The sequence below is a fragment of the Streptomyces sp. NPDC050564 genome (assembly GCF_044457265.1).
Taxonomy (GTDB): Bacteria; Actinomycetota; Actinomycetes; order Streptomycetales; family Streptomycetaceae; genus Streptomyces.
Window position 1 is genome coordinate 56,169 of record NZ_JBITGS010000007.1, and the last position, 19,273, is coordinate 75,441.

At 70.9% G+C, this 19,273-nt stretch carries 15 protein-coding genes; all 15 read right to left on the bottom strand.

The window, feature by feature from the left end:
* Nucleotides 1-105 precede the first annotated feature (105 nt).
* The 15 genes from ACIBK0_RS13100 to ACIBK0_RS13170 all read right to left on the bottom strand — a co-directional run bounded on the left by ACIBK0_RS13100 (nt 106) and on the right by ACIBK0_RS13170 (nt 19,253).
* On the bottom strand, nt 106-1,272 hold the full coding sequence (locus tag ACIBK0_RS13100; RefSeq protein WP_399078811.1) for a sugar phosphate isomerase/epimerase family protein: 1,167 nt from the start codon (nt 1,270-1,272) through the stop codon (nt 106-108).
* A gap of 156 nt (nt 1,273-1,428) precedes the next feature.
* A complete protein-coding gene (locus ACIBK0_RS13105; protein WP_399078814.1) occupies nt 1,429-2,856 on the bottom strand; it encodes a nucleotide pyrophosphatase/phosphodiesterase family protein in 1,428 nt (475 codons plus the stop codon).
* Nucleotides 2,853-4,022: a metabolite traffic protein EboE gene (gene eboE, locus ACIBK0_RS13110; RefSeq protein ID WP_399078816.1), complete on the bottom strand. Its 1,170-nt coding sequence runs from the start codon at nt 4,020-4,022 to the stop codon at nt 2,853-2,855. Before eboE ends, ACIBK0_RS13105 begins: the two co-directional genes overlap by 4 nt.
* A 3-nt stretch (nt 4,023-4,025) precedes the next feature.
* Entirely contained in the window at nt 4,026-4,874 is an 849-nt protein-coding gene (locus ACIBK0_RS13115; RefSeq protein ID WP_399078818.1) for a TatD family hydrolase, read from the bottom strand.
* Nucleotides 4,874-5,662: an EboA domain-containing protein gene (locus ACIBK0_RS13120; RefSeq protein WP_399078820.1), complete on the bottom strand. Its 789-nt coding sequence runs from the start codon at nt 5,660-5,662 to the stop codon at nt 4,874-4,876. The genes ACIBK0_RS13115 and ACIBK0_RS13120 overlap by 1 nt, the downstream gene beginning before the upstream one ends.
* Nucleotides 5,659-6,582, bottom strand: a complete 924-nt coding sequence (locus ACIBK0_RS13125) for a sugar phosphate isomerase/epimerase family protein (RefSeq protein WP_399078823.1) — start codon at nt 6,580-6,582, stop codon at nt 5,659-5,661. The genes ACIBK0_RS13120 and ACIBK0_RS13125 overlap by 4 nt, the downstream gene beginning before the upstream one ends.
* Complete coding sequence (locus ACIBK0_RS13130) at nt 6,579-7,736, bottom strand: SCO3242 family prenyltransferase (RefSeq protein ID WP_399078825.1); 1,158 nt, start codon at nt 7,734-7,736, stop codon at nt 6,579-6,581. The genes ACIBK0_RS13125 and ACIBK0_RS13130 overlap by 4 nt, the downstream gene beginning before the upstream one ends.
* Nucleotides 7,737-7,942: 206 nt before the next feature.
* Complete coding sequence (locus ACIBK0_RS13135) at nt 7,943-9,076, bottom strand: inositol-3-phosphate synthase (RefSeq protein ID WP_399078827.1); 1,134 nt, start codon at nt 9,074-9,076, stop codon at nt 7,943-7,945.
* 126 nt (nt 9,077-9,202) lie between these two features.
* Entirely contained in the window at nt 9,203-10,597 is a 1,395-nt protein-coding gene (locus tag ACIBK0_RS13140) for a ThuA domain-containing protein (RefSeq protein ID WP_399078829.1), read from the bottom strand.
* A 17-nt stretch (nt 10,598-10,614) separates the two neighbouring features.
* Entirely contained in the window at nt 10,615-13,107 is a 2,493-nt protein-coding gene (locus ACIBK0_RS13145; RefSeq protein ID WP_399078832.1) for a PQQ-dependent sugar dehydrogenase, read from the bottom strand.
* Nucleotides 13,108-13,200: 93 nt separating this feature from the next.
* Entirely contained in the window at nt 13,201-14,205 is a 1,005-nt protein-coding gene (locus tag ACIBK0_RS13150; protein WP_399078834.1) for a sugar phosphate isomerase/epimerase family protein, read from the bottom strand.
* Between the two features lie 13 nt (nt 14,206-14,218).
* Nucleotides 14,219-15,478 carry a Gfo/Idh/MocA family protein gene (locus tag ACIBK0_RS13155; RefSeq protein WP_399078836.1) on the bottom strand — a complete coding sequence of 420 codons (1,260 nt, stop codon included), beginning with the start codon at nt 15,476-15,478 and terminating at the stop codon, nt 14,219-14,221.
* 108 nt (nt 15,479-15,586) lie between these two features.
* Nucleotides 15,587-16,636 carry a substrate-binding domain-containing protein gene (locus tag ACIBK0_RS13160; protein WP_399078838.1) on the bottom strand — a complete coding sequence of 350 codons (1,050 nt, stop codon included), beginning with the start codon at nt 16,634-16,636 and terminating at the stop codon, nt 15,587-15,589.
* A gap of 20 nt (nt 16,637-16,656) precedes the next feature.
* The gene (locus tag ACIBK0_RS13165; RefSeq protein WP_399078840.1) at nt 16,657-17,676 is read right to left on the bottom strand and encodes an ABC transporter permease; all 1,020 of its coding nucleotides are present in this window, start codon (nt 17,674-17,676) and stop codon (nt 16,657-16,659) included.
* Nucleotides 17,673-19,253: a sugar ABC transporter ATP-binding protein gene (locus ACIBK0_RS13170; RefSeq protein WP_399078842.1), complete on the bottom strand. Its 1,581-nt coding sequence runs from the start codon at nt 19,251-19,253 to the stop codon at nt 17,673-17,675. Before ACIBK0_RS13170 ends, ACIBK0_RS13165 begins: the two co-directional genes overlap by 4 nt.
* Nucleotides 19,254-19,273 lie beyond the last annotated feature (20 nt).

Sequence of the window (19,273 nt, forward strand, 5' to 3'; positions counted from 1 at the left end):
CCCGCTTCGCCTCTAGTTGTGCTCGGCCATGGCGATGACCCTCGCCCGGTGGGGGGGCCCCCCCCCCCCCCGCGGGGGGGGGGGGCGGCCCGCCTCATCCGTTGGTCAGGACTGGTGGCGCTTCTTGCGGAGGGCCGCGAGATTGTCATAACCGATCTTCGCGTGCTTCAGCGACTGCCCCAGGTCGGTGGCGCTCGGAGCGTTGTCCTGCTCGACCATCGGGTTGTGGTAGTTCCGCGCGCCGACGCGTGAGAAGAACGTGGTGTAGTCGATGACACCGGTGCCGAACGGCACCATGTCGTACCCCATGCCGTTCGTGGTGTTGACGGTGCCGTCCTTGGCGTGGAAGAGCGGGTAGCGCTTGTTGTGGCGGACGACGAGCCCCGCGGGATCGAAGACGTTCTCCTGCGTGGAGCCGTCGTGGGCCGTGTACGTATGGAACTTGTACTGGGCCACGTGCGCCCAGAAGATGTCCATCTCCAGCCAGACCACCTTCGGGTCGGTGATCGTGAGGAAGTACTCCAGCTTGCGGATGCCGGAGCTGCGGGTGGGATGGCCCTGCGCGTCCAGCGGACCGCCGTCGAGCAGGAAGCCGTACGCCGCGTCGTGGTTGTGGGTGTACAGCTTGATGCCCTCACGGCGGGCGATCTCGCCGAGTGCGTTCCACTTGTCCGCGGCCACGTCCCAGTCGGCGCGGTAGGCGCTGCCGGTGGGGTCGCCACCGGTGCCCATGTGCGCCATGCCGAGGATGTTGGCGATCTCCAGGTGCTTCTTGAAGGTGTCCAGGTCGGCCGTCGTGAAGGGCCAGGACGGCGGTATGAAGCCGTGGTTGCCCTGGGCCCGCAGCCCGTACTCGTCGAGCCAGGAGCGCAGCAGCTTGGCACCCTCCACGGACTCCAGGTTCGCTCCGCCCGGGGCGTTGGCGTGCTGCCCGTATCCGGCGAACTCCACCTGGCGGTAGCCGAATCGCGAGAGCTGCTGGAAGACCTCGCGGAAACCGGAGGGCAGATCGGTGGCGAGCGGGTCGCGGCCCGTCGCGTCCCGGACGGTGTAGAGGATGATGCCGCGCTTGTCCGCGGGGACGAGAACGTCGCCGCCGTAGTCGTAGCCTCTGCCCTGGTCCTGGGCCAGGGCCGGTGAGGCGCCGAGGACGGGGGCGGCGATCGCGGCGGTCGCGGCGGCGGTGCAGGTGCTGAGGAAGCGGCGACGGCTGACGCCGAGAGTGCGACGCAGGGCGTCGCCGGTTACGGATTCGTCGTTGAACGCGGTCACGGTTTCTCTCTTTCGGATCGGTGTTCAGCGGTGGCGGGTGCCGGGAGGTCTGCTGCTCGTGCCCGGGTCGGAGGCCTGCCGAGCGCTCGCCGGACGCGTTGTCAGTGGCGTGTGTTTCACTTTCTGTAGTCGCTCGTCACGGCTTGTCAGACCTCGTCAGGTGAGGCCGGCCAGGTCGAGCAGCAGGGATTTCACTTCGGTGGCCGCGACGCGGCCGGTGACTGCGCGGGGGGTGGAGCAGATGATGAGCGGACCTTCGTCGTCGCTCAGGGGGAGGCGGCCGTGGCTGCCGCGAATAGGTGAGGGGTCCAGGGGCACGACCGCCATGCGGTAGCGCATGCCGAGCTTCTTGCGGGCCAGAGCCGTGGCCGCCTTCACCTTGACGTAGGGGTCGAGGGGATCCATGAAGAGTTCGACCGGGTCGTAGCCGGGTTTGCGGTGGATCTCGACGAGCTGCGCGAAGTCGGGCGCGTGGGCGTCGTCGAGCCAGTAGTAGTACGTGAACCAGGCGTCCGGCTCCGCGACGGCGACGAGTTCGCCGGAGCGCGGATGGTCGAGGTGATGGATCTTCTTGCCCTCGTCGTCGAGGAGTTGCTCGATGCCGGGCAGGTCGGCGAGCGCCGCCTTCGTGGTCTCCAGGTCCTCGGGCCGTCGCACATAGACATGGGCGATCTGGTGGTCGGCGACCGCGAAGGCACGGGAGGCCATCGGATCGAGGTACTCCATGCCGTCCTGCGTGTGCACTTCGAGGAGTCCGGCGCGGCGCAGGGCGCGGTTGATGTCGACGGGGCGGTCCGCGCGCGTGATGCCGTACTCGGACAGCGCGACGACGGTACGGCCTTCGGCCCTGGCGTCGTCGAGGAGCGGAGCCATGGCCGTGTCGAGGTCCGCGGCCGCCTGGAGGGAGCGCGGGTCGTCGGGGCCGAAGCGCTGCAGGTCGTAGTCGAGGTGAGGGAGGTAGCAGAGGGTCAGGTCCGGCCGGCGGGTGCGGTTGATGTGGCGGGTCGCGTCGATGATCCAGCGGCTGGAGACGAGGTCGGCACCGGGACCCCAGAAGTGGAAGAGGGGGAACGTGCCCAATTCCTCGGTGAGTTCGTCGTGCAGGGCCGGGGGCCGGGTGTAGCAGTCGGGTTCCTTGCGGCCGTCGGCGTAGTAGACGGGACGGGGAGTGACGGTGATGTCGGTGTCGGCGCCCATGGCGTACCACCAGCAGATATTGGCGACCGTGTAGCCGGGGTGCGCGCGCCGCGCGGCGTCCCACAGCTTGTCTCCGGACACCAGGCCGTTGTGCTGACGCCACAGGAGTACGTCGCCGAGCTCGCGGAAGTACCAGCCGTTGCCGACGATGCCGTGCTCGGCGGGGTGGGTGCCGGTGAGGAAGGTGGACTGGGCCGCGCAGGTGACGGCGGGCAGGACGGTGCCGAGCGGCGCACGGGAGCCGGACTGGCCGAGGGCCTTGAGGTGCGGCATGTGGTCGAGGAGACGGGGGGTGAGGCCTACGACGTCCAGGACGAGGAGAGGGGTGGGACGGGGTTGCTCGGCGGCGTGCTCGGGCTGGGCTGTCGGGGCCGATGGCTGGTTCACGGCAGCTCCTTGAGGCCGAGGTCGGTCAACAGGTCCCGGGCGAGCGTGAGTTCGGCGGCGATGCCGTCGGCGAGCTGGGCGCGGGCGCGGGGGCGCAGCTCTGGCGGGAGGGCCTGCCAGGTGTAGGTCTCGACCTCCAGGTGGCGGGTGAGCGGGTGCGGGCCGCCGACGAGGTGGGCGAGCGCGGCCCGGAGTACGGGGAGTGTGGAAGTGAGGGGCGCGGCGGGGGCCGCGTGCAGCGGGACGTGGAAGTGGGCGCGCCATGGGGAGGCGTCGGGCAGGGCGTCCCCCGCCAGGGCTTCGCCGAGATCGTCGGTGCCACGCAGGCCGGCGGATGTCCGGTTGCGGGTCTGGTGCAGGAAGCGGGGTTCGTCGAAGGCGGCGAGGGCGGTGCGGACTTCGGGGAGATGGGGGTGTTCGGCGTGCAGGGCGGCTGAGAGCTGCGATTTGACGACGGGGACGCGGGCCTGCGCGAGCGCGTCCAGGGCGTGGTGCGGGTCTTCGAAGGAGGTGGCGAGGTGGCAGGTGTCGACACAGATGCCGATGCGGTCGTGGCCGATCGCGGTGAGCGGGGCGAGGGCGTCGGTGGTGGTCTCGACAATGCAGCCGGGTTCCGGCTCGATGCCGACGCGGATGGAGCGGCCGGTGAGTTCGTGCAGGGCGTCCAGGCGTTCGGCCAGCGTGCTCAGTGCGGTGTGGGCGGTCGCCGCCCGCTCGCCGTCGTACGCCGTGCGCCAGGCGAGGGGCAGTGTGGAGATGCTGCCCTCGGTGACGTCGTCGGGAAGGAGCTGGGCGAGGACGCGCGCCAGGGAGGTCGTGTGGGCGAGCCGCTCCGGGTCTGCCCAGTCCGGCTTGTAGACGCGGTACTTGACCTCTTCGGCGCCGAAGCCTTCGTACGGGAAGCCGTTGAGGGTGACCACCTCGAGGCCACGGCGGTCGAGTTCGGTGCGCAGGCCGCGCAGCGCGGACGGGTCGCCGACCAGGGTGCGAGCGGCGTCCTTGGCGAGCCACAGTCCGATGCCGAGGCGGTCTCGTCCCAGGCGTCGGCGGACGGGTTCGCAGTGGTCGCGGAGCTGGGCGAGGACGCCGTCGAGAGTCTCGGCCGGGTGGACGTTGGTGCAATAGGCGAGGTGGACGGTGGAGCCGTCGGGGTGGCGGAAACGCATGGCTCACTCCCCGCCGCGGAGGATGGTGTTGCCTTCGTGGGTCGCGTCGGTGCCGGTCACGTCGAGAGACAGCCGTCCGCTGAGCCCGTAGAAGGCCACGGGGTTGCGCCACAGCACCCGGTCGACCTCGTCGTCGGTGAACCCAGCCTTCAGCAGGGCCTCTCCCACCAGACGGGTCTTGAGAGGATCGCTTCTCCCCCAGTCCGCGGCCGAGTTGACGAGCACCTGCTCCGGCCCGTACTCCCGCAGGACCGCGACCATCCGCTCCTCGTCCATCTTGGTGTCCGGATAGACGGAGAAGCCCAGCCAGCAGCCGCTGTCCTTGGCCTCCTTGACGGTGGTCTCGTTGAGGTGGTCGACGAGGACCCGCTCCGGGGACAGTGCGGACTCACGGACGGCGTCCAGTGTGCGGCGCAGGCCGGCCAGTTTGTCGCGGTGCGGGGTGTGGACGAGCGCGGGCAGCCCGTGATCGGCGGCGAGCTGCAGCTGGGCGGCGAGCGCGATGTCCTCGGCGGGGGTCATCGAGTCGAAGCCGATCTCGCCCACGGCCACGACCTGGTCCTTGACGAGATAGCGGGGCAACTCGTCGAGGACCGGGACGCAGCGGGGGTCGTTCGCTTCCTTGGGATTCAGGGCGAGCGTGCAGTGATGGGCGATGCCGTACTGGGCGGCGCGGAAGGGTTCCCAGCCGAGAAGCGAGTCGAAGTAGTCGAGGAAGGAGGCGGGTGAGGTGCGGGGCTGGCCGAGCCAGAAGGAGGGCTCGACGACGGCGCGGACGCCCGCGGCGTGCATGGCCTCGTAGTCGTCGGTGGTCCGTGACGTCATATGGATGTGGGGGTCGAAGATGCGCATCAGGACTCCTTGCCGGAGGTGCCGGACGTGCCGGGGGCGCCGGGGCTTCGGGACGTGCCGGGGCGGCCGGACGTGCCGGGGCGGCCGGACGTGCCGGTGGGGGTGGCCGTGGCCTCGGTCAGGGCCAGGACGCGGTACAGGTCCTCGGGTACGGGACGGCCCGCGGCGGCGCGTTCGTCGGCGTAGTCGCCGAGCATGCGGGCGAGCTCGGCGTCGGCGTGGGCGCGCCCGGGCAGCTCGGCCACCTCGTCGACGGGGACGCCGGTGAAAAGGCACTTCAGGACGGCGTGGCGCCAGTTGTGGGGGTCCAGGTGCAGGGCCGCGTACGGGCCGACGGCGGCTGCGACGAGTCGGGTGTCGTTGGTGCGCAGGGCGTCCTCGACGAGAGGCAGCGCGTCGGGTCCTGGCACGAGGTGCGGCAGGGCGTGCAGGACGGCTCGCCGTTCGGCGGCGGTGCCCTGGCGGTAGACGCGGGCGAGGGCTTCCTGATCGGCGCGGGCGGCGTGCAGGAGGAGTACGCGGGCGGCGTCGGCGTACTCGGGCCCGCACCGGCGCCCGGCCTCGGCGATCCGCAACTCCCAGACGGAGATGGGGCCGTGGGTGCCCGGGTGGGCCGCCGCCTCGTCGAGGGCCTGGTCGAGCCAGGCGCGAGCCGCTCCGCCGAGATGGGTGTTCAGGCGGGCACGCAGCGCGGCGAGGCCGGGCTGGGCGCGATGGCCGGCCTGGCGTCGGGTGCCATGGACGTCGTGGCTGCCCTGGCTGTGCTGGGCTCGGTGCGGGTCGTTCACGGGGTTCTCCCTTCGGGGCCCTCGGGGATCGCCCGGGCCGCGCGGTGGAGGAACGGAAGGGACTGTGCGGCGAAGTGGGGGCCCGCATGGGAGTGGCGGGGCAGTTCGACGACGGTCAGGGCCTGGTAGCCGGTGGTGGCCAGGGCTTCGAGTACGGGCGGGAAGTCGATCTCCCCGTCCCCGAACGGGAGGTGCTCATGGATGCCGCGACGCATGTCCTCGATCTGGACGTGACGCAGCCATGGGGCGGCGGCGCGTACGCAATCGGCGGGAGGCAGGGGTTCGAGGCACTGGCAGTGGCCGATGTCGAGGGTGAGTCCGAGGGCGGCCGGGTCGCCGAGTGTTCGGCGCAGGCGGTGGAAGTCGGCGAGGGTGGCGAGGAGGTGGCCGGGTTCGGGCTCGACGGCGAGGGGGACGCCGGCGCGGGTGGCGGCGTCCAGCACGGGGCCGAGTGCCTCGGCCAGCCGCTTCCACGCGGTGTCCTCGTCCGTGCCGACCGGGGTGACTCCGCTGAAGCAGTGCACGGCGTGGGCGCCGAGGTCGGCGGCGACCTGGACGGCCCGGAGGAGCAGGCCGACGCGGCGCGCGCGGTCGTCCGGGGCGGGGTCGAGGAGCGAAGGGCCGTGTTTGCGCCGTGGGTCGAGGACATAGCGGGCACCGGTCTCGACCGTGACACCCAGACCGAGCGCCGCCAGCCTGCCGGCCACCTTCCCGGTGCGGGCTGCCAGGTCCGGGGCGAGCGGATCCAGGTGCATGTGGTCGAGGGTCAGACCTACGCCGTCGTAGCCGAGGTCGGCGAGGAGTGCGAGGGTGTCGTCGAGTCGGAGGTCGGTGAGGCCGTTGGTGCCATAGCCGAAGCGGAGGGGCCCGGGGGCTGTGGCGGGGCGCGTGTGGGCGGCTGTGCGTGGGCTCGGAATCATGTGACGCTCACCTTCCTCGCGAACGTGCGGGCGGCTGGGGCTAGCGCGGCGGTCAGCAAGGCGGTGACGGGGGCGCCCGCGCGGGCGGCGAGGGTGGCCTGGAGCGGGATCATGGCGCGGATACCGCCGCCGACGGCTCGTTGGGTGAGCGGGGGTGAGGGGTTCAGGGCGGCGTGGAAGAGCGGGTGGGCGGAGGTCGCCGCGTAAGCGAGGGTGAGGGCTGCGCGCAGCGTGTCCGACACGGGGTCCCGGAAGGGGCCGGGGGCAGGAGCGGCGCCGCGTGCTGGGCCGAGTCTCACGCCGGAGCCCACGCCCGCCTTGCCGGTACCGGTGCCCACGCCCATGCCCGTCGAGGTGTCAACACGCCCTGTTTGCATGGCTGTTGGGACGTCGGCAGCGCACCGGCCCGTGTCTGCCCGACCGTTCGCCAGCCCCCAGGCCAGCGCACCCGTCGTGGCCAGCGCGGCCAGCGGTGCCACTGGCGAACCGCCCTGCGTCTCGCCGCGGGACACCGTCGTCACCGCGAGGGTGTGGACGGCCAGGGTGAGGGCAGAGGGGAGGGCGCAGCGGGCGGGGCGAGAACCGACCATCGCGCGGCGGGTCACGTCCCGGCCCGGGGCGGCCCGTCCGGTGGCCGCCAGGCGCAGGTGCCGGTCCCGGCTGTGAGCGGTATCAGCGGTCGCCGCGGCGCCGAGGAGTACGTCCAGGCCGCGCGCAGTGGCCATCGCGACAGATCCGGCGGGGGTTCGTTTGAGCGTGAGGTCGTACGCCCAGACGGTGGCCGCAAGGGGCGCGGCGACCGCGAGGGAGGAACGGCCCGCGCGGGCCGCCAGGGCGAGGCCCGCCGCGGTCAGGGCTCCGGCCGCAGCGAGTGCCGAAGCCGGGCGTATGCGGCCGGAGGGCAGCGGACGATGCGGGCGTTCCACGGCGTCCTCGGCTCGGTCGGCCCAGTCGTTCAGTGCCATGCCCGCCTCGTACAGGCAGAGGGAGGAACCGATGGCGAGCAGCGTGCGGGAGTTCGGGCGGGCGCCTACGGCGGCGGCCCCCGCGAGAGCGTCTCCGGGGACGGTGAACAGGGCGGGCAGCCGCAGAAGCTCAGCCCAGGCCCAGGCTTTCGCCCGCGCCCTCGGGCCCAACCTGGCCGACGCGCTCACCCTGACCGACCCGGCCGACCCAGTCGCCCCGGGCACCCCGGCCGACGCGCTCGCCCCAGCCAACCTGGCCGACCCACTCGCCCCGGCCGACGCGCTCGCCCCGGCCACCCCGACCAGCGCGCTCCCCTTGGCCAACCCGGCCACCTCGCTCGCCACAGTCGACACAGCCGACGAGACCCCCGCAACCGCCCCAGTCCTCCACAACCTCACCGGCCCTCCCCAACAAGTCCCCGAAGGCGTCCCGCGAACCCCGCCAGTGCCGCGTACTGCTCGCCCAGGGCCGAGGGGCCCTCCCCCATCGGGTCCTTGAAGTAGAAGCCGAGTTCGCTCAGCGGGCCGGTGAGGCCGGTCTCGTGGGCGCGGGTCGCCAGGCGGGCGAGGTCGAGGACGAGTGGGGCCGCGAGTGCGGAGTCGCAGCCCTGCCAGGTGGTCTGGAGAATCATGCGCGTGCCGAGGAAGCCGTCGAAGGCGATGTGATCCCAGGCGGTCTTCCAGTCGCCCAGGGAAGGTACGTCGTCGATGTGGGTCTCGCCCTCGGGGGCCGCGCCCAGGGTGTCCGCGAGTACGCGCTCCTTGCCGGCGTTCTTCGCCGCGGCGGCTGCCGGGTCGGCGAGGGCGGCTCCGTCGCCGCCGCCCAGGAGATTGGTGCCGGACCAGGCACGAACCGTCAGCGCGCGCTGGGCGAACATCGGACCGAGCACCGACCGGAGCAGTGTCTGGCCGGTCTTGCCGTCGCGCCCCGCGTAGGGCAGCCCGCTGGACTCGGCCAAGGTCGCAAGGGCCGGGTGGTGCAGGCCCGTGGAGGGGGTGAAGTTCACGTACGGACAGCCCGCCCGCAGCGCCGCTGCCGCGTACAGCGAGCTGGGAGGAAGCACGGTCCCGGCGGGAGCCGGCTCCGTGGAGGCCACGTTCACCACCACCGCCCGGGTCAGGCCACAGCGGCGTACGAAGTCCCGTATGTCCGTGGCGAAGGCGTCCACGAGGTCGGCCTGGTCGCGGGTGTCGCCGGGGACGGGCCCACCCGGGCGGATCTCCCGGTCGGCTGCTTCCAGTTCGGCCGCGATCGCCGAGGGGAGGCCGTGCGGGAGCACGCCAGCGGCGACCAGGGCCTCCGCCCGCTTCGGGAGCGGACATCCCACCGTGTCGTGGCCGCCGAAGACGAGGGACGACAGCGCGGGCAGGTCGCAGTCGGCGAAGAGATCGGTCTCGGTGACCATGCCTGTGGGGACGTGCAGCCCGGCGGTGACGGCCGCGCAGCCCGCGATGACGGTGGTGGCGACGGAGCCGCGTGCTCCGATCAACCACACCCCCACCCGGGAATCGGAAAGGGACGCGGACATGGGCAGCCTCCTTGTCGTACGTCAGTCAGGAGATTCATCAGCCGGGAGTTGCACCAGCCGGGAGATTCGTCTCCCGGGAGGGGCGAGACGGCGGGCGGGGGTACGGCGCCTCCCGCCCGCCGCCGCTCAGTCGCCCGGCGAAGCCCGGTACGCCATGGGCTTCGAGGGCAGTTCCTTGATCCGCACGTCGCGGAAGGACACCTCGTCGTCGGCTCCGTGGTTCTGGATGCCGACGTGCCCGTCGCGCAGGCTCCGTGCCGGATCGGTGTTGGTGAAATCGTTGATCTTCACGCCGTTGAGCCAGACGCGGAGCCGTTCGCCCTCCACGCGGATCTCGTACGTGTTCCACTCCCCCGGCGGGTTCAGCGCCCGGTCGCGCTTGTCGATGTCGGCGGACTGGAAGCTGTACACGGCCCCCGTGGTGCGATCGGGGGTGTCGGTCGCGTCGATCTGGATCTCGTAGCCGTTGTTCACGGCCGACCAGGGGTCGTCGGAGGCCGGGAAGCCCACGAAGACACCGGAGTTGTCGTCCCCGGCCACCTTCCAGTCCAGCTTCAGCGAGTACGAGCCGAAGCCCGCGGCGGAACCGGAGTCCGCAGCGGAGCCGGAGCCCGAGCCGGCGTACCAGAGCATCCCCAGACCGCCGTTCGACGTCAGCGTGCCGTCGTCCGACAGCGAGAACGAACCCGGTCCCGCCTGTTTCCACGCAGCCAGCGACTCGGCCGTGCCGTCGAAGAGCGGCCGGTAGCCGTTCTCCGGGCGGCAGTCGGCCTGTGCGTCACCGATGGCGTACCGGATGCCGCCCAACAGGTGCTTGCGGAAGGCCGGTTCGGCGTAGGACTCCTTGGTGTGGCCGCCCCCGGTGTAGAAGGCGCGGCCGCCCCGGTACTCCTGGCACCAGGCGATCGGATGGTCGCCGCTCATCGTGCCGCCGGTGTAAGACGACTCGTCGAGCGAGGCCAGGACGTGGGCCCGGTCTCGTGGATTGGAGCGGTAGTTGTACCACTCGTCCGTGCGGTCCCAGGCCTTCGGCAGCTCCGAGGTCGCCGGGTGCGCCCGGTCCTCGACGTCGACCGTCGCGGGCTGGATCGCGGGGTGCGACTGGAAGTACGCGCCCGCGAGACCGCCGTAGAAGGCCCAGTCGTACTCGGTGTCGGCGGCCGCGTGGATGCCCACATAGCCGCCGCCCCGCTTGATGTACCGCTCGAAGGCGGTCTGTTGGGTGTCGTCGAGGACGTCACCGGTGGTGGAAAGGAACACCACGGCGTCGTAGCGGGCGAGGTTCTTCGGGGTGAAAGCGCCCGCGTCCTCGGTGGCGTCGACCGCGAAACCGCCGGTCGCCCCCAACTCACGTACGGCCGCGATCCCTTCCGGGATCGAGTCGTGCCGGAAGCCGGCGGTCTTGGAGAAGACCAGGACCCGGCTCTCGTCGGCTCCCTTGGAGGCCGCCGGTCCCGACACACAGCCGATGAGCAGAGCGGCCGCGGCGCCCACCGTCAGCATCTGCGCTGATGTGCGCATGCCCGTCACACCTCCCGTCAGCTCGTGGTGAAGGTGAAGTCGTCCACGTCGTAGAGCGCGCCTGTTCCGCTCCCCTTGAAGACGAGGTAGAGCGTGGTCGTGCCGCGCGGCGCACCGGAGAGATCCGCGCTCACGTCCTGGAAGGTGTCCCAGCCCCCGGTCACCGGCACGGTCGCGGTGCCCAGCAGCCGGCCGGTCGAGGAGCCCGCGCGGACCTCGAGGGTGCCGCCCGATCCGGCGGACGCGATGCGCGCCGTGATCTTCGTGGCATTGCTCAGGACGTACGGCTCGAACGAGATCCAGTCGCCGTTGTTGATGTCGCCGACCGTCTTGCCGCCGTGCGCGGTGGCCTTCGTCTGGACCGTGATGCCCGAGGCGTTGCCGTAGTGCTCGGCCTGGCGGTGCCTGGGCTGGGCGACGTGCTGGTCGTGGCTGGTCAGCGCGGCCTGGCCGCCGCCACCGCCGTCGGTGTACTCGGCGTCGAAGACTCCGAAGATGTTCGCGTCCTCGTCATGACCGCTGCCCGCCCCGGTGTTGATGGTGCCTGAGCAGCCGTTGGCGGAGGTCAGCAGGTGGCCGTGGCTGTCGTGGCCGAGGATGAAGTTGACCTTCACCTTGGAGCAGTCGATCGTCGGGTCCTCCGGGTCGGTCACCTTCACCTTGAAGGGCACGGTGTCCCCGAAGCTGAACAGCTGGCCGTCCCCCGGAAGTTCGAGCGTCACCTTCGGGGCGGTGTTGCCGACCACGACCTGCACGCTCGCGCTGCCGGTGCGCCCGCTCGCGTCCTTGGCCGTCACGGTCGCCGTGTACGTGCCGTTCTTCTTGTACTTGTACGTCGGGTTCGCCGCTGTCGACTTGCCGCCGTCGCCGAAGTCCCAGCTGTAGGTGAGGGCGTCACCGTCGGCGTCGGAGGAGCCGACGGAGGAGAAGCGGACCCTGAGCGGAGCCTGTCCCGAGGTGTGGTCGGCCGCGGCCTGGGCGACGGGGGAATGGCCGTCGGTGGCGTTCTCGATGCGGTAGAGGCCCGAGTTCTCGTCGCCGCCGAACCAGGCGGTGCCGTAGTCGAGGACGTACAGCGCTCCGTCCGGTCCGAACGCCATGTCCATCACCTGGGTGCCCGTCCACGGGACGGAGTTGATGGACTGGACGGTGCCGCTGCCGTCCGACACGATCCGCTTGATCCAGCGGCGGCCGAACTCTCCGGCGAAGAAGTTCCCGTCGTACGCCTGCGGGAACTTCACCGGCGAGTCGAGGGAGGCGTCGTAGTGGTAGACCGGGCCGCCCATCGGGGACTCGGAGCCGTTGCCGAACTCCGGGACGGACGCCCCGTCGTACGGGATCCAGGCGGGCTGGGCCGGCGGCAGGTCGGTGAGACCGGTGTTGTGGGGCGAGTTGTTCTTGGGCGCGTTGCAGTCGAAGCTCGCGCCGGAGGCCTTCGTGGCGAAGTCGTAGTCCACGTAGGCGTCGTTCTTGCCCGTGCAGTACGGCCAGCCGAAGTTGCCGGCGCCGGTCACGCGGGCGAACTCGACCTGGCCGCCGGGGCCGCGTGCCGGGTCGGCCGCGCCCGCGTCCGGGCCGTAGTCACCGACGTAGACGATGCCCGTGGCCTTGTCGACGCTGAAGCGGAACGGGTTGCGGAAGCCCATCGCGTAGATCTCGGGGCGGGTCTTGTCCGTGCCGGGCGGGAAGAGGTTGCCGTCGGGTATGGAGTACGAGCCGTCGGCGTTCACCTTGATGCGCAGGATCTTGCCACGCAGGTCATTGGTGTTGCCGGCCGAACGCTGGGCGTCGAAGGCCGGGTTGCGGTCGGCGCGCTCGTCGATGGGGGTGAAGCCGTCCGACTGGAAGGGGTTGGAGTCGTCCCCGGTGGAGAGGTAGAGGTTCCCCGCCGCGTCAAAGTCGATGTCGCCGCCGACGTGGCAGCAGATGCCGCGCGAGGTCTGTACGTCGAGGATCTTCTTCTCGCTGGCGTTGTCCAGCGTGCCGTCGGCCTTGAGAACGAACCGCGAGAGGCGGTTGACGCCGTCGAAGGGCGCGAAGTCGGCGGCGGTGCCGGTCTCCGGGGCGTCGCCCGCCGGGGTGTTCAGGGGCGGCGCGTAGTAGAGGTAGATGTAGCGGTTGGTGCTGAAGTCGGGGTCGATGCCTACGCCTTGCAGGCCTTCCTCGTCGTGCGAGTACACGTCGAGCTTGCCCGCGATCCTGGTGTTGCCCGCCGCATCGGTGAGGCGGAGTTCGCCGTCGCGTGAGGTGTGCAGAACCGAGCGGTCGGGAAGCACGGCGAGCGACATGGGCTCGCCGACCTCGGGCTCGCCCTTGGCGAGAGTGACTTGCTGGAAGTCCTCTGCCGCAACCGCGCTCTTCGGCTCGGCGACGGCTGCGCCGGCCTGAGGTGCGGTGAGGGTGAGGGAAGCGGCCGCGAGCAGCGCGCCGCTCAGCAGGGCGAGTGCCCCGCGCAGTCTTGGACGTCTCGAGTGGCTGGTGTTCTTCCTGTTGCTGGCGTTCGGGTGCACGAAATGCCTCCATGAAGGGGCTGGTCGTACTGGGCGGGTGCGATACGCCGGGGTGCGCCGTCACCCCGGAAGCGATGAACTCTCCGACGGGGCCTAGTCGTTGCCGCCGAATGCCGCGTCGAACGATGCCGACGGCGGCTCGAAGTCGTATGTCTTGAGGCGGGTCAGGGCCTCGGGTGCGCCCTGCAACCGGTCCATGCCGGCGTCCTCCCACTCGACCGAGATGGGGCCCGCGTAGTCGATGGACCGCAGCATGCGGAAGACGTCTTCCCAGGGGACGTCGCCGTGGCCCGCGGAGACGAAGTCCCAGCCGCGACGCGGATCGCCCCAGGGCAGGTGCGAGCCGAGGCGGCCGTTGCGTCCGTCGAGCCGCTTGCGGGCTTCCTTGCAGTCCACGTGGTAGATCCGGTCACGGAAGTCGTAGAGGAAGCCGACCGGGTCGAGGTCCTGCCACACGAAGTGCGACGGGTCGAAGTTGAGGCCGAAGGCCTGGCGGTGGCCGACTGCCGCCAGCGCCTTGTGCGTGGTCCAGTAGTCGTACGCGATCTCGCTGGGGTGGACCTCGTGCGCGAACCGCACGCCCTGCGCGTCGAAGACGTCCAGGATCGGGTTCCAGCGCGTCGCGAAGTCCTCGTAGCCGCGCTCGATCATCGACTCGGAGGCGGGCGGGAACATCGCGACCAGGTGCCAGATCGCCGAGCCGGTGAAACCGATGACGGTGTCGACGCCGAAGGCCGCCGCCGCGCGGGCGGTGTCGGCGATCTCTGCGGCGGCCCGCTGCCGTACGCCCTCGGGCTCGCCGTCTCCCCAGATCCGGGCCGGCAGGATGGCCTGGTGGCGCTCGTCGATGATGGCGTCGCAGACGGCCTGGCCGACGAGGTGGTTGGAGATCGCCCAGCACTTGAGGCCGTACTTGTCGAGGAGCGCGTGCCTGGAGTCGATGTACGCCGGGTCGGCGAGCGCCTTGTCGACCTCGAAGTGGTCGCCCCAGCAGGCGAGTTCGAGTCCGTCGTAGCCGAAGTCGCGGGCGAGGCGGCAGACCTCTTCGAGGGGCAGGTCGGCCCACTGGCCGGTGAAGAGCGTGAAGTTGCGCGGCATTCCCATGGCCTCCTCAGACCGCGATGGGTGTGTAGACGGAGTTCTTCTCGGCGCTCTCCTCCACCGCCGCCAGCACGCGCTGCACCTGCAGCCCGTCGGCGAAGGACGGCACCGGCGGGCGGGCGGCCGCGATGGCGTGCACGAGGTCGCGGGCCTGGTGCACGAACGTGTGCTCGTAGCCGAGGCCGTGGCCCGGCGGCCACCAGGCGTCCAGGTAGGGGTGGTCGGGCTCGGTGACGAGGATGCGTCGGAAACCCGCGTGCGCGCCGGGCTCGGTGTGGTCGTGGTACGAGAGCTCGTTCAGCCGTTCCAGGTCGAAGGCCAACGAGCCGCGCTCGCCGTTGAGTTCGATGCGCAGGGAGTTCTTGCGCCCGGTCGCGAAGCGGGAGGCCTCGAAGGAGGCGAGGGCGCCGGAGGCGAAGCGGGCGCTGAAGAGCGCCGCGTCGTCGACGGTGACGACGCCCGAGCCAGGGCGGGAGCCGGAAGCAGAACCGGAGTCCGAGCCGGAGCCGGCGTCCGTGCCGCCCGTCTCCGACACGGCGGACAGCCCGCTCGACGCACCACCGGGCAGCGGCCGCTCCCGTACGAACGTCTCGGTGAGCGCCGAGACCCCGACGAGCGGCTCCCCCGCCAGATACTGCGCGAGGTCGACGATGTGCGCGCCGAGGTCGCCGAGCGCGCCCGATCCCGCGAATTCCTTGCGCAGGCGCCAGGTCAGCGGGAACTGCGGGTCGACCAGCCAGTCCTGAAGGTACGTCACTCGGACGTGCCGCAGGGTGCCCAGGCGCCCCTCGGCGACCATCCGCCGGGCGAGCGACGTGGCGGGCACCCGCCTGTAGTTGAATCCGACCATGGCCAACTGGCCGCGTGCGAAGGCCTCTTCGGCCGCTGTCGCCATCGCGACGGCCTCCTCGACCGTGTTCGCGAGGGGCTTCTCGCACAGCACGTGCTTGCCCGCGGCCAGGGCGGCGACGGCGATCTGCGCGTGACTGTCGCCGGGGGTGCAGATGTCGACGAGGTCGACGTCGTCGCGGGCGATCAGGGCGCGCCAGTCGGTCTCGGCCGCCGCCCAGCCGTGCCGGTCCGCCATCGCTCGCACGGCCTGTCCGTCACGGCCGCAGACGGCGGCGAGGACCGGACGGCGCGGCAGGTCGAAGACGTGGCCCACGGTGCGCCAGCCCTGTGAGTGGGCGGCGCCCATGAAGGCGTAACCGACCATGCCCACGCCCAATGGCGGCTTCTCGGCCTCGTCGCCCTGGTGCGGCTGTCCCATGCGGATGTCCTCCTCGTCGTCGTGGCGCGGTGGGGGGTGGGGCCTGACCCCGGGTGACCTGGTCCGATGGAAGCTGGTCCGCCGGACAGGCCCCTGGGGCAGGGCGCATCACTTGAAGCCGGTGGCCATGTACTGCTGGACGTTGTCCTTGTCGACGACGGCCGAGTAGAGGGTGAGCGACGCCGGGATCTCGAACTCGGCGAGGCCGCCGATGCCCTTGCCCTGGCCGAGCGCGCGGGCGAGGTCGATCGCCGAGGCGGCCATGGTCGGCGGGTACAGGACGGTGGCCTTCAGGACGCTGTTGTCCGCGTCGATGGCCTGGAAGGCGGAGAGCGCGCCGGCGCCGCCGACCATCAGGAAGTCGTCGCGTCCGGCCTGCTTGATGGCGCGCAGGGCGCCCACGCCCTGGTCGTCGTCGTGGTTCCACAGTGCGTCGAACTTCGACTGGGCCTGCAGGAGTTGGGCCATCTTGGCCTGGCCGGACTCGACGGTGAACTCGGCGGCCTGCCGGGCGACCTTCTTGACGTTCGGATAGTTCTTCAGGGCTGCGTCGAAGCCCTGGGTGCGCTGCTTGGTGAGCTCCAGGTTGTCGAGCCCGGCGAGTTCGATGACGCGGGCGTTCTTCTTGTCCTTGAGCTTCTCGCCGATGTAGTGGCCGGCGCTGAGGCCCATGCCGTAGTTGTCCCCGCCGATCCAACAGCGGTACGCCTGCGGCGAGTTGAAGATCCGGTCCAGGTTGACCACGGGGATTCCCGCCCGCATCGCCTTGAGCCCGACCTGGGTGAGCGCCGCGCCGTCGGCGGGCAGGACGACGAGGACGTCGACCTTCTTGTTGATCAGCGTCTCGATCTGGCCGATCTGCGCGGCCGTGTCGTTGGAGCCCTCGGTGATCTCCAGGGTGACGTCCGAGTACTTCTTGGCCCGGCTCTTGGCGTTGTCGTTGATCGCGTTGAGCCAGCCGTGGTCGGCCTGTGGGCCGGCGAAGCCGATGGTGACGTGCTTGCCGGGCTTGTCGTCGGCGGCCGGCCGGCTGTTCGCGGCCGTCTTCTCGTCCTTGGTGTCATTGCTGGTGCAGCCGACGAGGAGGGCACCGGCCGAGACGGCGGCGGTCCCGAAGAGCAGTCCTCTGCGGCTCGTGAGGCTCGTGGGTTCTGGCATGGCGGTGGACCCTTCCCGTGTCAGGTCGTGCTTGCTGTGCGCCGCTGGACCAGGACCGCGGCGACGATGATCGCGCCCTTGGCGATCTGCTGGACGTCGCTCTGGAGGTTGTTCAGCGCGAAGATGTTGGTGATCGTCGTGAAGATCAGGACACCGAGCACCGAGCCGGTGATGGTGCCGCGCCCCCCGCTGAGCAGGGTGCCGCCGATGATCGCGGCCGCGATGGCGTCGAGTTCGTACAGGTTGCCGTTGGTGTTCTGACCCGAGCCGGACAGGATGATCAGCAGGAAGGCGGCGATGCCGCAGCACAGTCCGGAGAGCAGGTAGAGGTACAGCCGCTGGCGTCGTACGTCGATGCCGGCGAGCCGTGCCGCTTCCGCGTTGCCGCCGACGGCGACCGTGCGCCGCCCGAAGGTGGTGCGGTTGAGGATCAGCCAGCCGATGACCGTGACGACGGCGAAGACGAGTACCAGGGGCGGTATGCCGAGCACGTACGAGTCGCGCTCGCCGAGTTTCAGGATCCCGTCGATGGTGACGATCTGCGTCTTGCCGTCCGTGATCTGGAGGGCCAGGCCGCGGGCCGAGGCGAGCATGGCGAGCGTCGCGATGAAGGGGACCATCCCGCCGTACGCGATGAGCAGTCCGTTGACCAGGCCGCAGCCCACGCCGACGAGCACCGCGGTGAACAGGACGCCCGCGAAGCCGTACTCCTGTGTGGCGACGGTGGTCGCCCACACCGAGGAGAGCGCGACGATCGCGCCGACCGACAGATCGATGCCGCCGGAGGTGATGACGAAGGTCATGCCGACGGTGACGACGCCGATCACCGAGGCCTGGGTGAGGACGAGTTGGAGGTTGCGGGTGTCGAGGAACTCGTCGGGCTTGGTGATGCCGCCGATGACGATCAGGGCGACGAGCACGCCGAGGAGCGAGAGGGTGCGGACGTCTGCGCGGGCCGCGAGCGTCCGCCACGGGGCGTGTTCCTTGAACGGTGACACTTTCGGGGTGTCACCCCTGGGCGGAGATACGTGCTGCGTCACGACGCCGGGCTCCCTTCACTGGCCACCGGGCTTCCTTCACCGGCCGCGGCGCTTCGTTCACCGGCCACGGGGCTTCCTTCCATGACGAGGTCGAGTACGCGGTGTTCGTCGAGCTCCTGGGCGGGTGCCGTGTGGACGACGCGCCCCTCGCGGAGCACCAGGACGCGGTCGGCGAGCCCGAGCACCTCGGGCACTTCGCTGGAGACCAGCAGTACGGCGAGGCCTTCGTCGGCGAGCCGCCGGATGACCGCGTACAACTCGGCGCGGGCGCCGACGTCGACCCCGCGGGTCGGTTCGTCGAGGAGCAGGACTCGGCAGCCGCGCAGCAGCCAGCGCGCCAGGACGGCCTTCTGCTGGTTGCCGCCGGACAGCGTCCGGACGGGCACCGACGGGTTGTCGGGGCGCAGGGACAGCTCGCGGGTCGCCGCCCGCGCCGCACCGCGTTCGGCACGCCGGTCGATCCAGCCCCCGTGCGCGAAGCGGGACATGGAGGACACCGACACATTGCGGGTGACGGACTCCAGCATCAGCAGGGCCTGCGCCTTGCGCTCCTCCGGGGCGAGGCCGAGTCCGGCACGGACGGCGGCGCCTACGCTGCCGGGGCGCAACGCCCGTCCGTCGACGCTGACTCGACCCTCCGTCGGCTTCCGCGCGCCGTAGATCGTCTCCAGGATCTCGGAGCGCCCAGAACCGACGAGCCCCGCCAGGCCGACGATCTCGCCGGGGCGCAGGTCGAGGTCGAGTGGCGCGAACTCCCCCACACGGGCCAGACCCTGGACCTTGAGCACGGGCTCACCGAGTGGCCGTGACCGGGGCCGGTCCGGAAAGACGTACTCGACATTGCGCCCCGTCATCAGGGCCACGACCTCACGCGTCGGCGTGGACTTCGCGGGCAGTCCGCCCGCCACCGCGCGCCCGTCCTTGAGCACGGTGACCCGGTCGCCGATGCGGCGGATCTCCTCGAGGCGGTGCGAGATGTAGACGACGGCGACGCCGTCCGCGGTCAGATCGCCCACGATGCGGAAAAGATTGTCGACCTCGTCGGGGTCGAGGGCCGCGGACGGCTCGTCCATGACGATCAGGCGTACGTCGTGGGAGAGCGCCCGGGCCATCGAGACGATCTGCTGCTGGGCCGCGGACAGCTCCCCGACGAGCCGCGCCGGATCGATCTCCGGATGCCCAAGTCGCTTGAGCAGAACAGCAGTTGATGACCGGGCCGCCCTCCCCCGTACGACGAAACCGGCGGCCGTGGGTTCATGTCCGAGATGGACGTTCTCGGCCACCGACAGGCCCTCCACCAAGTCGAGTTCCTGGTAGATGGTGGCGATACCGAGGCGCATGGCGGCGATCGGCGACCTGAGGGTGACTTGTTCGCCACGCCAGCCGATGGTGCCCTCGTCGGGCTGGTGGGCGCCGGCCAGGACCTTGATGAGCGTGGACTTTCCGGCGCCGTTCTGGCCGAGCAGGCAGTGCACTTCGCCGGCCTGGACGTCGAGGTCGACGCCGTCGAGGGCCCGGACTCCGGGGAACGACTTGGTGATGCCGGACATGGTGAGCAGCGGTGGTTCTGGTGCCATGACGGTTCCCCTTGGCAGGC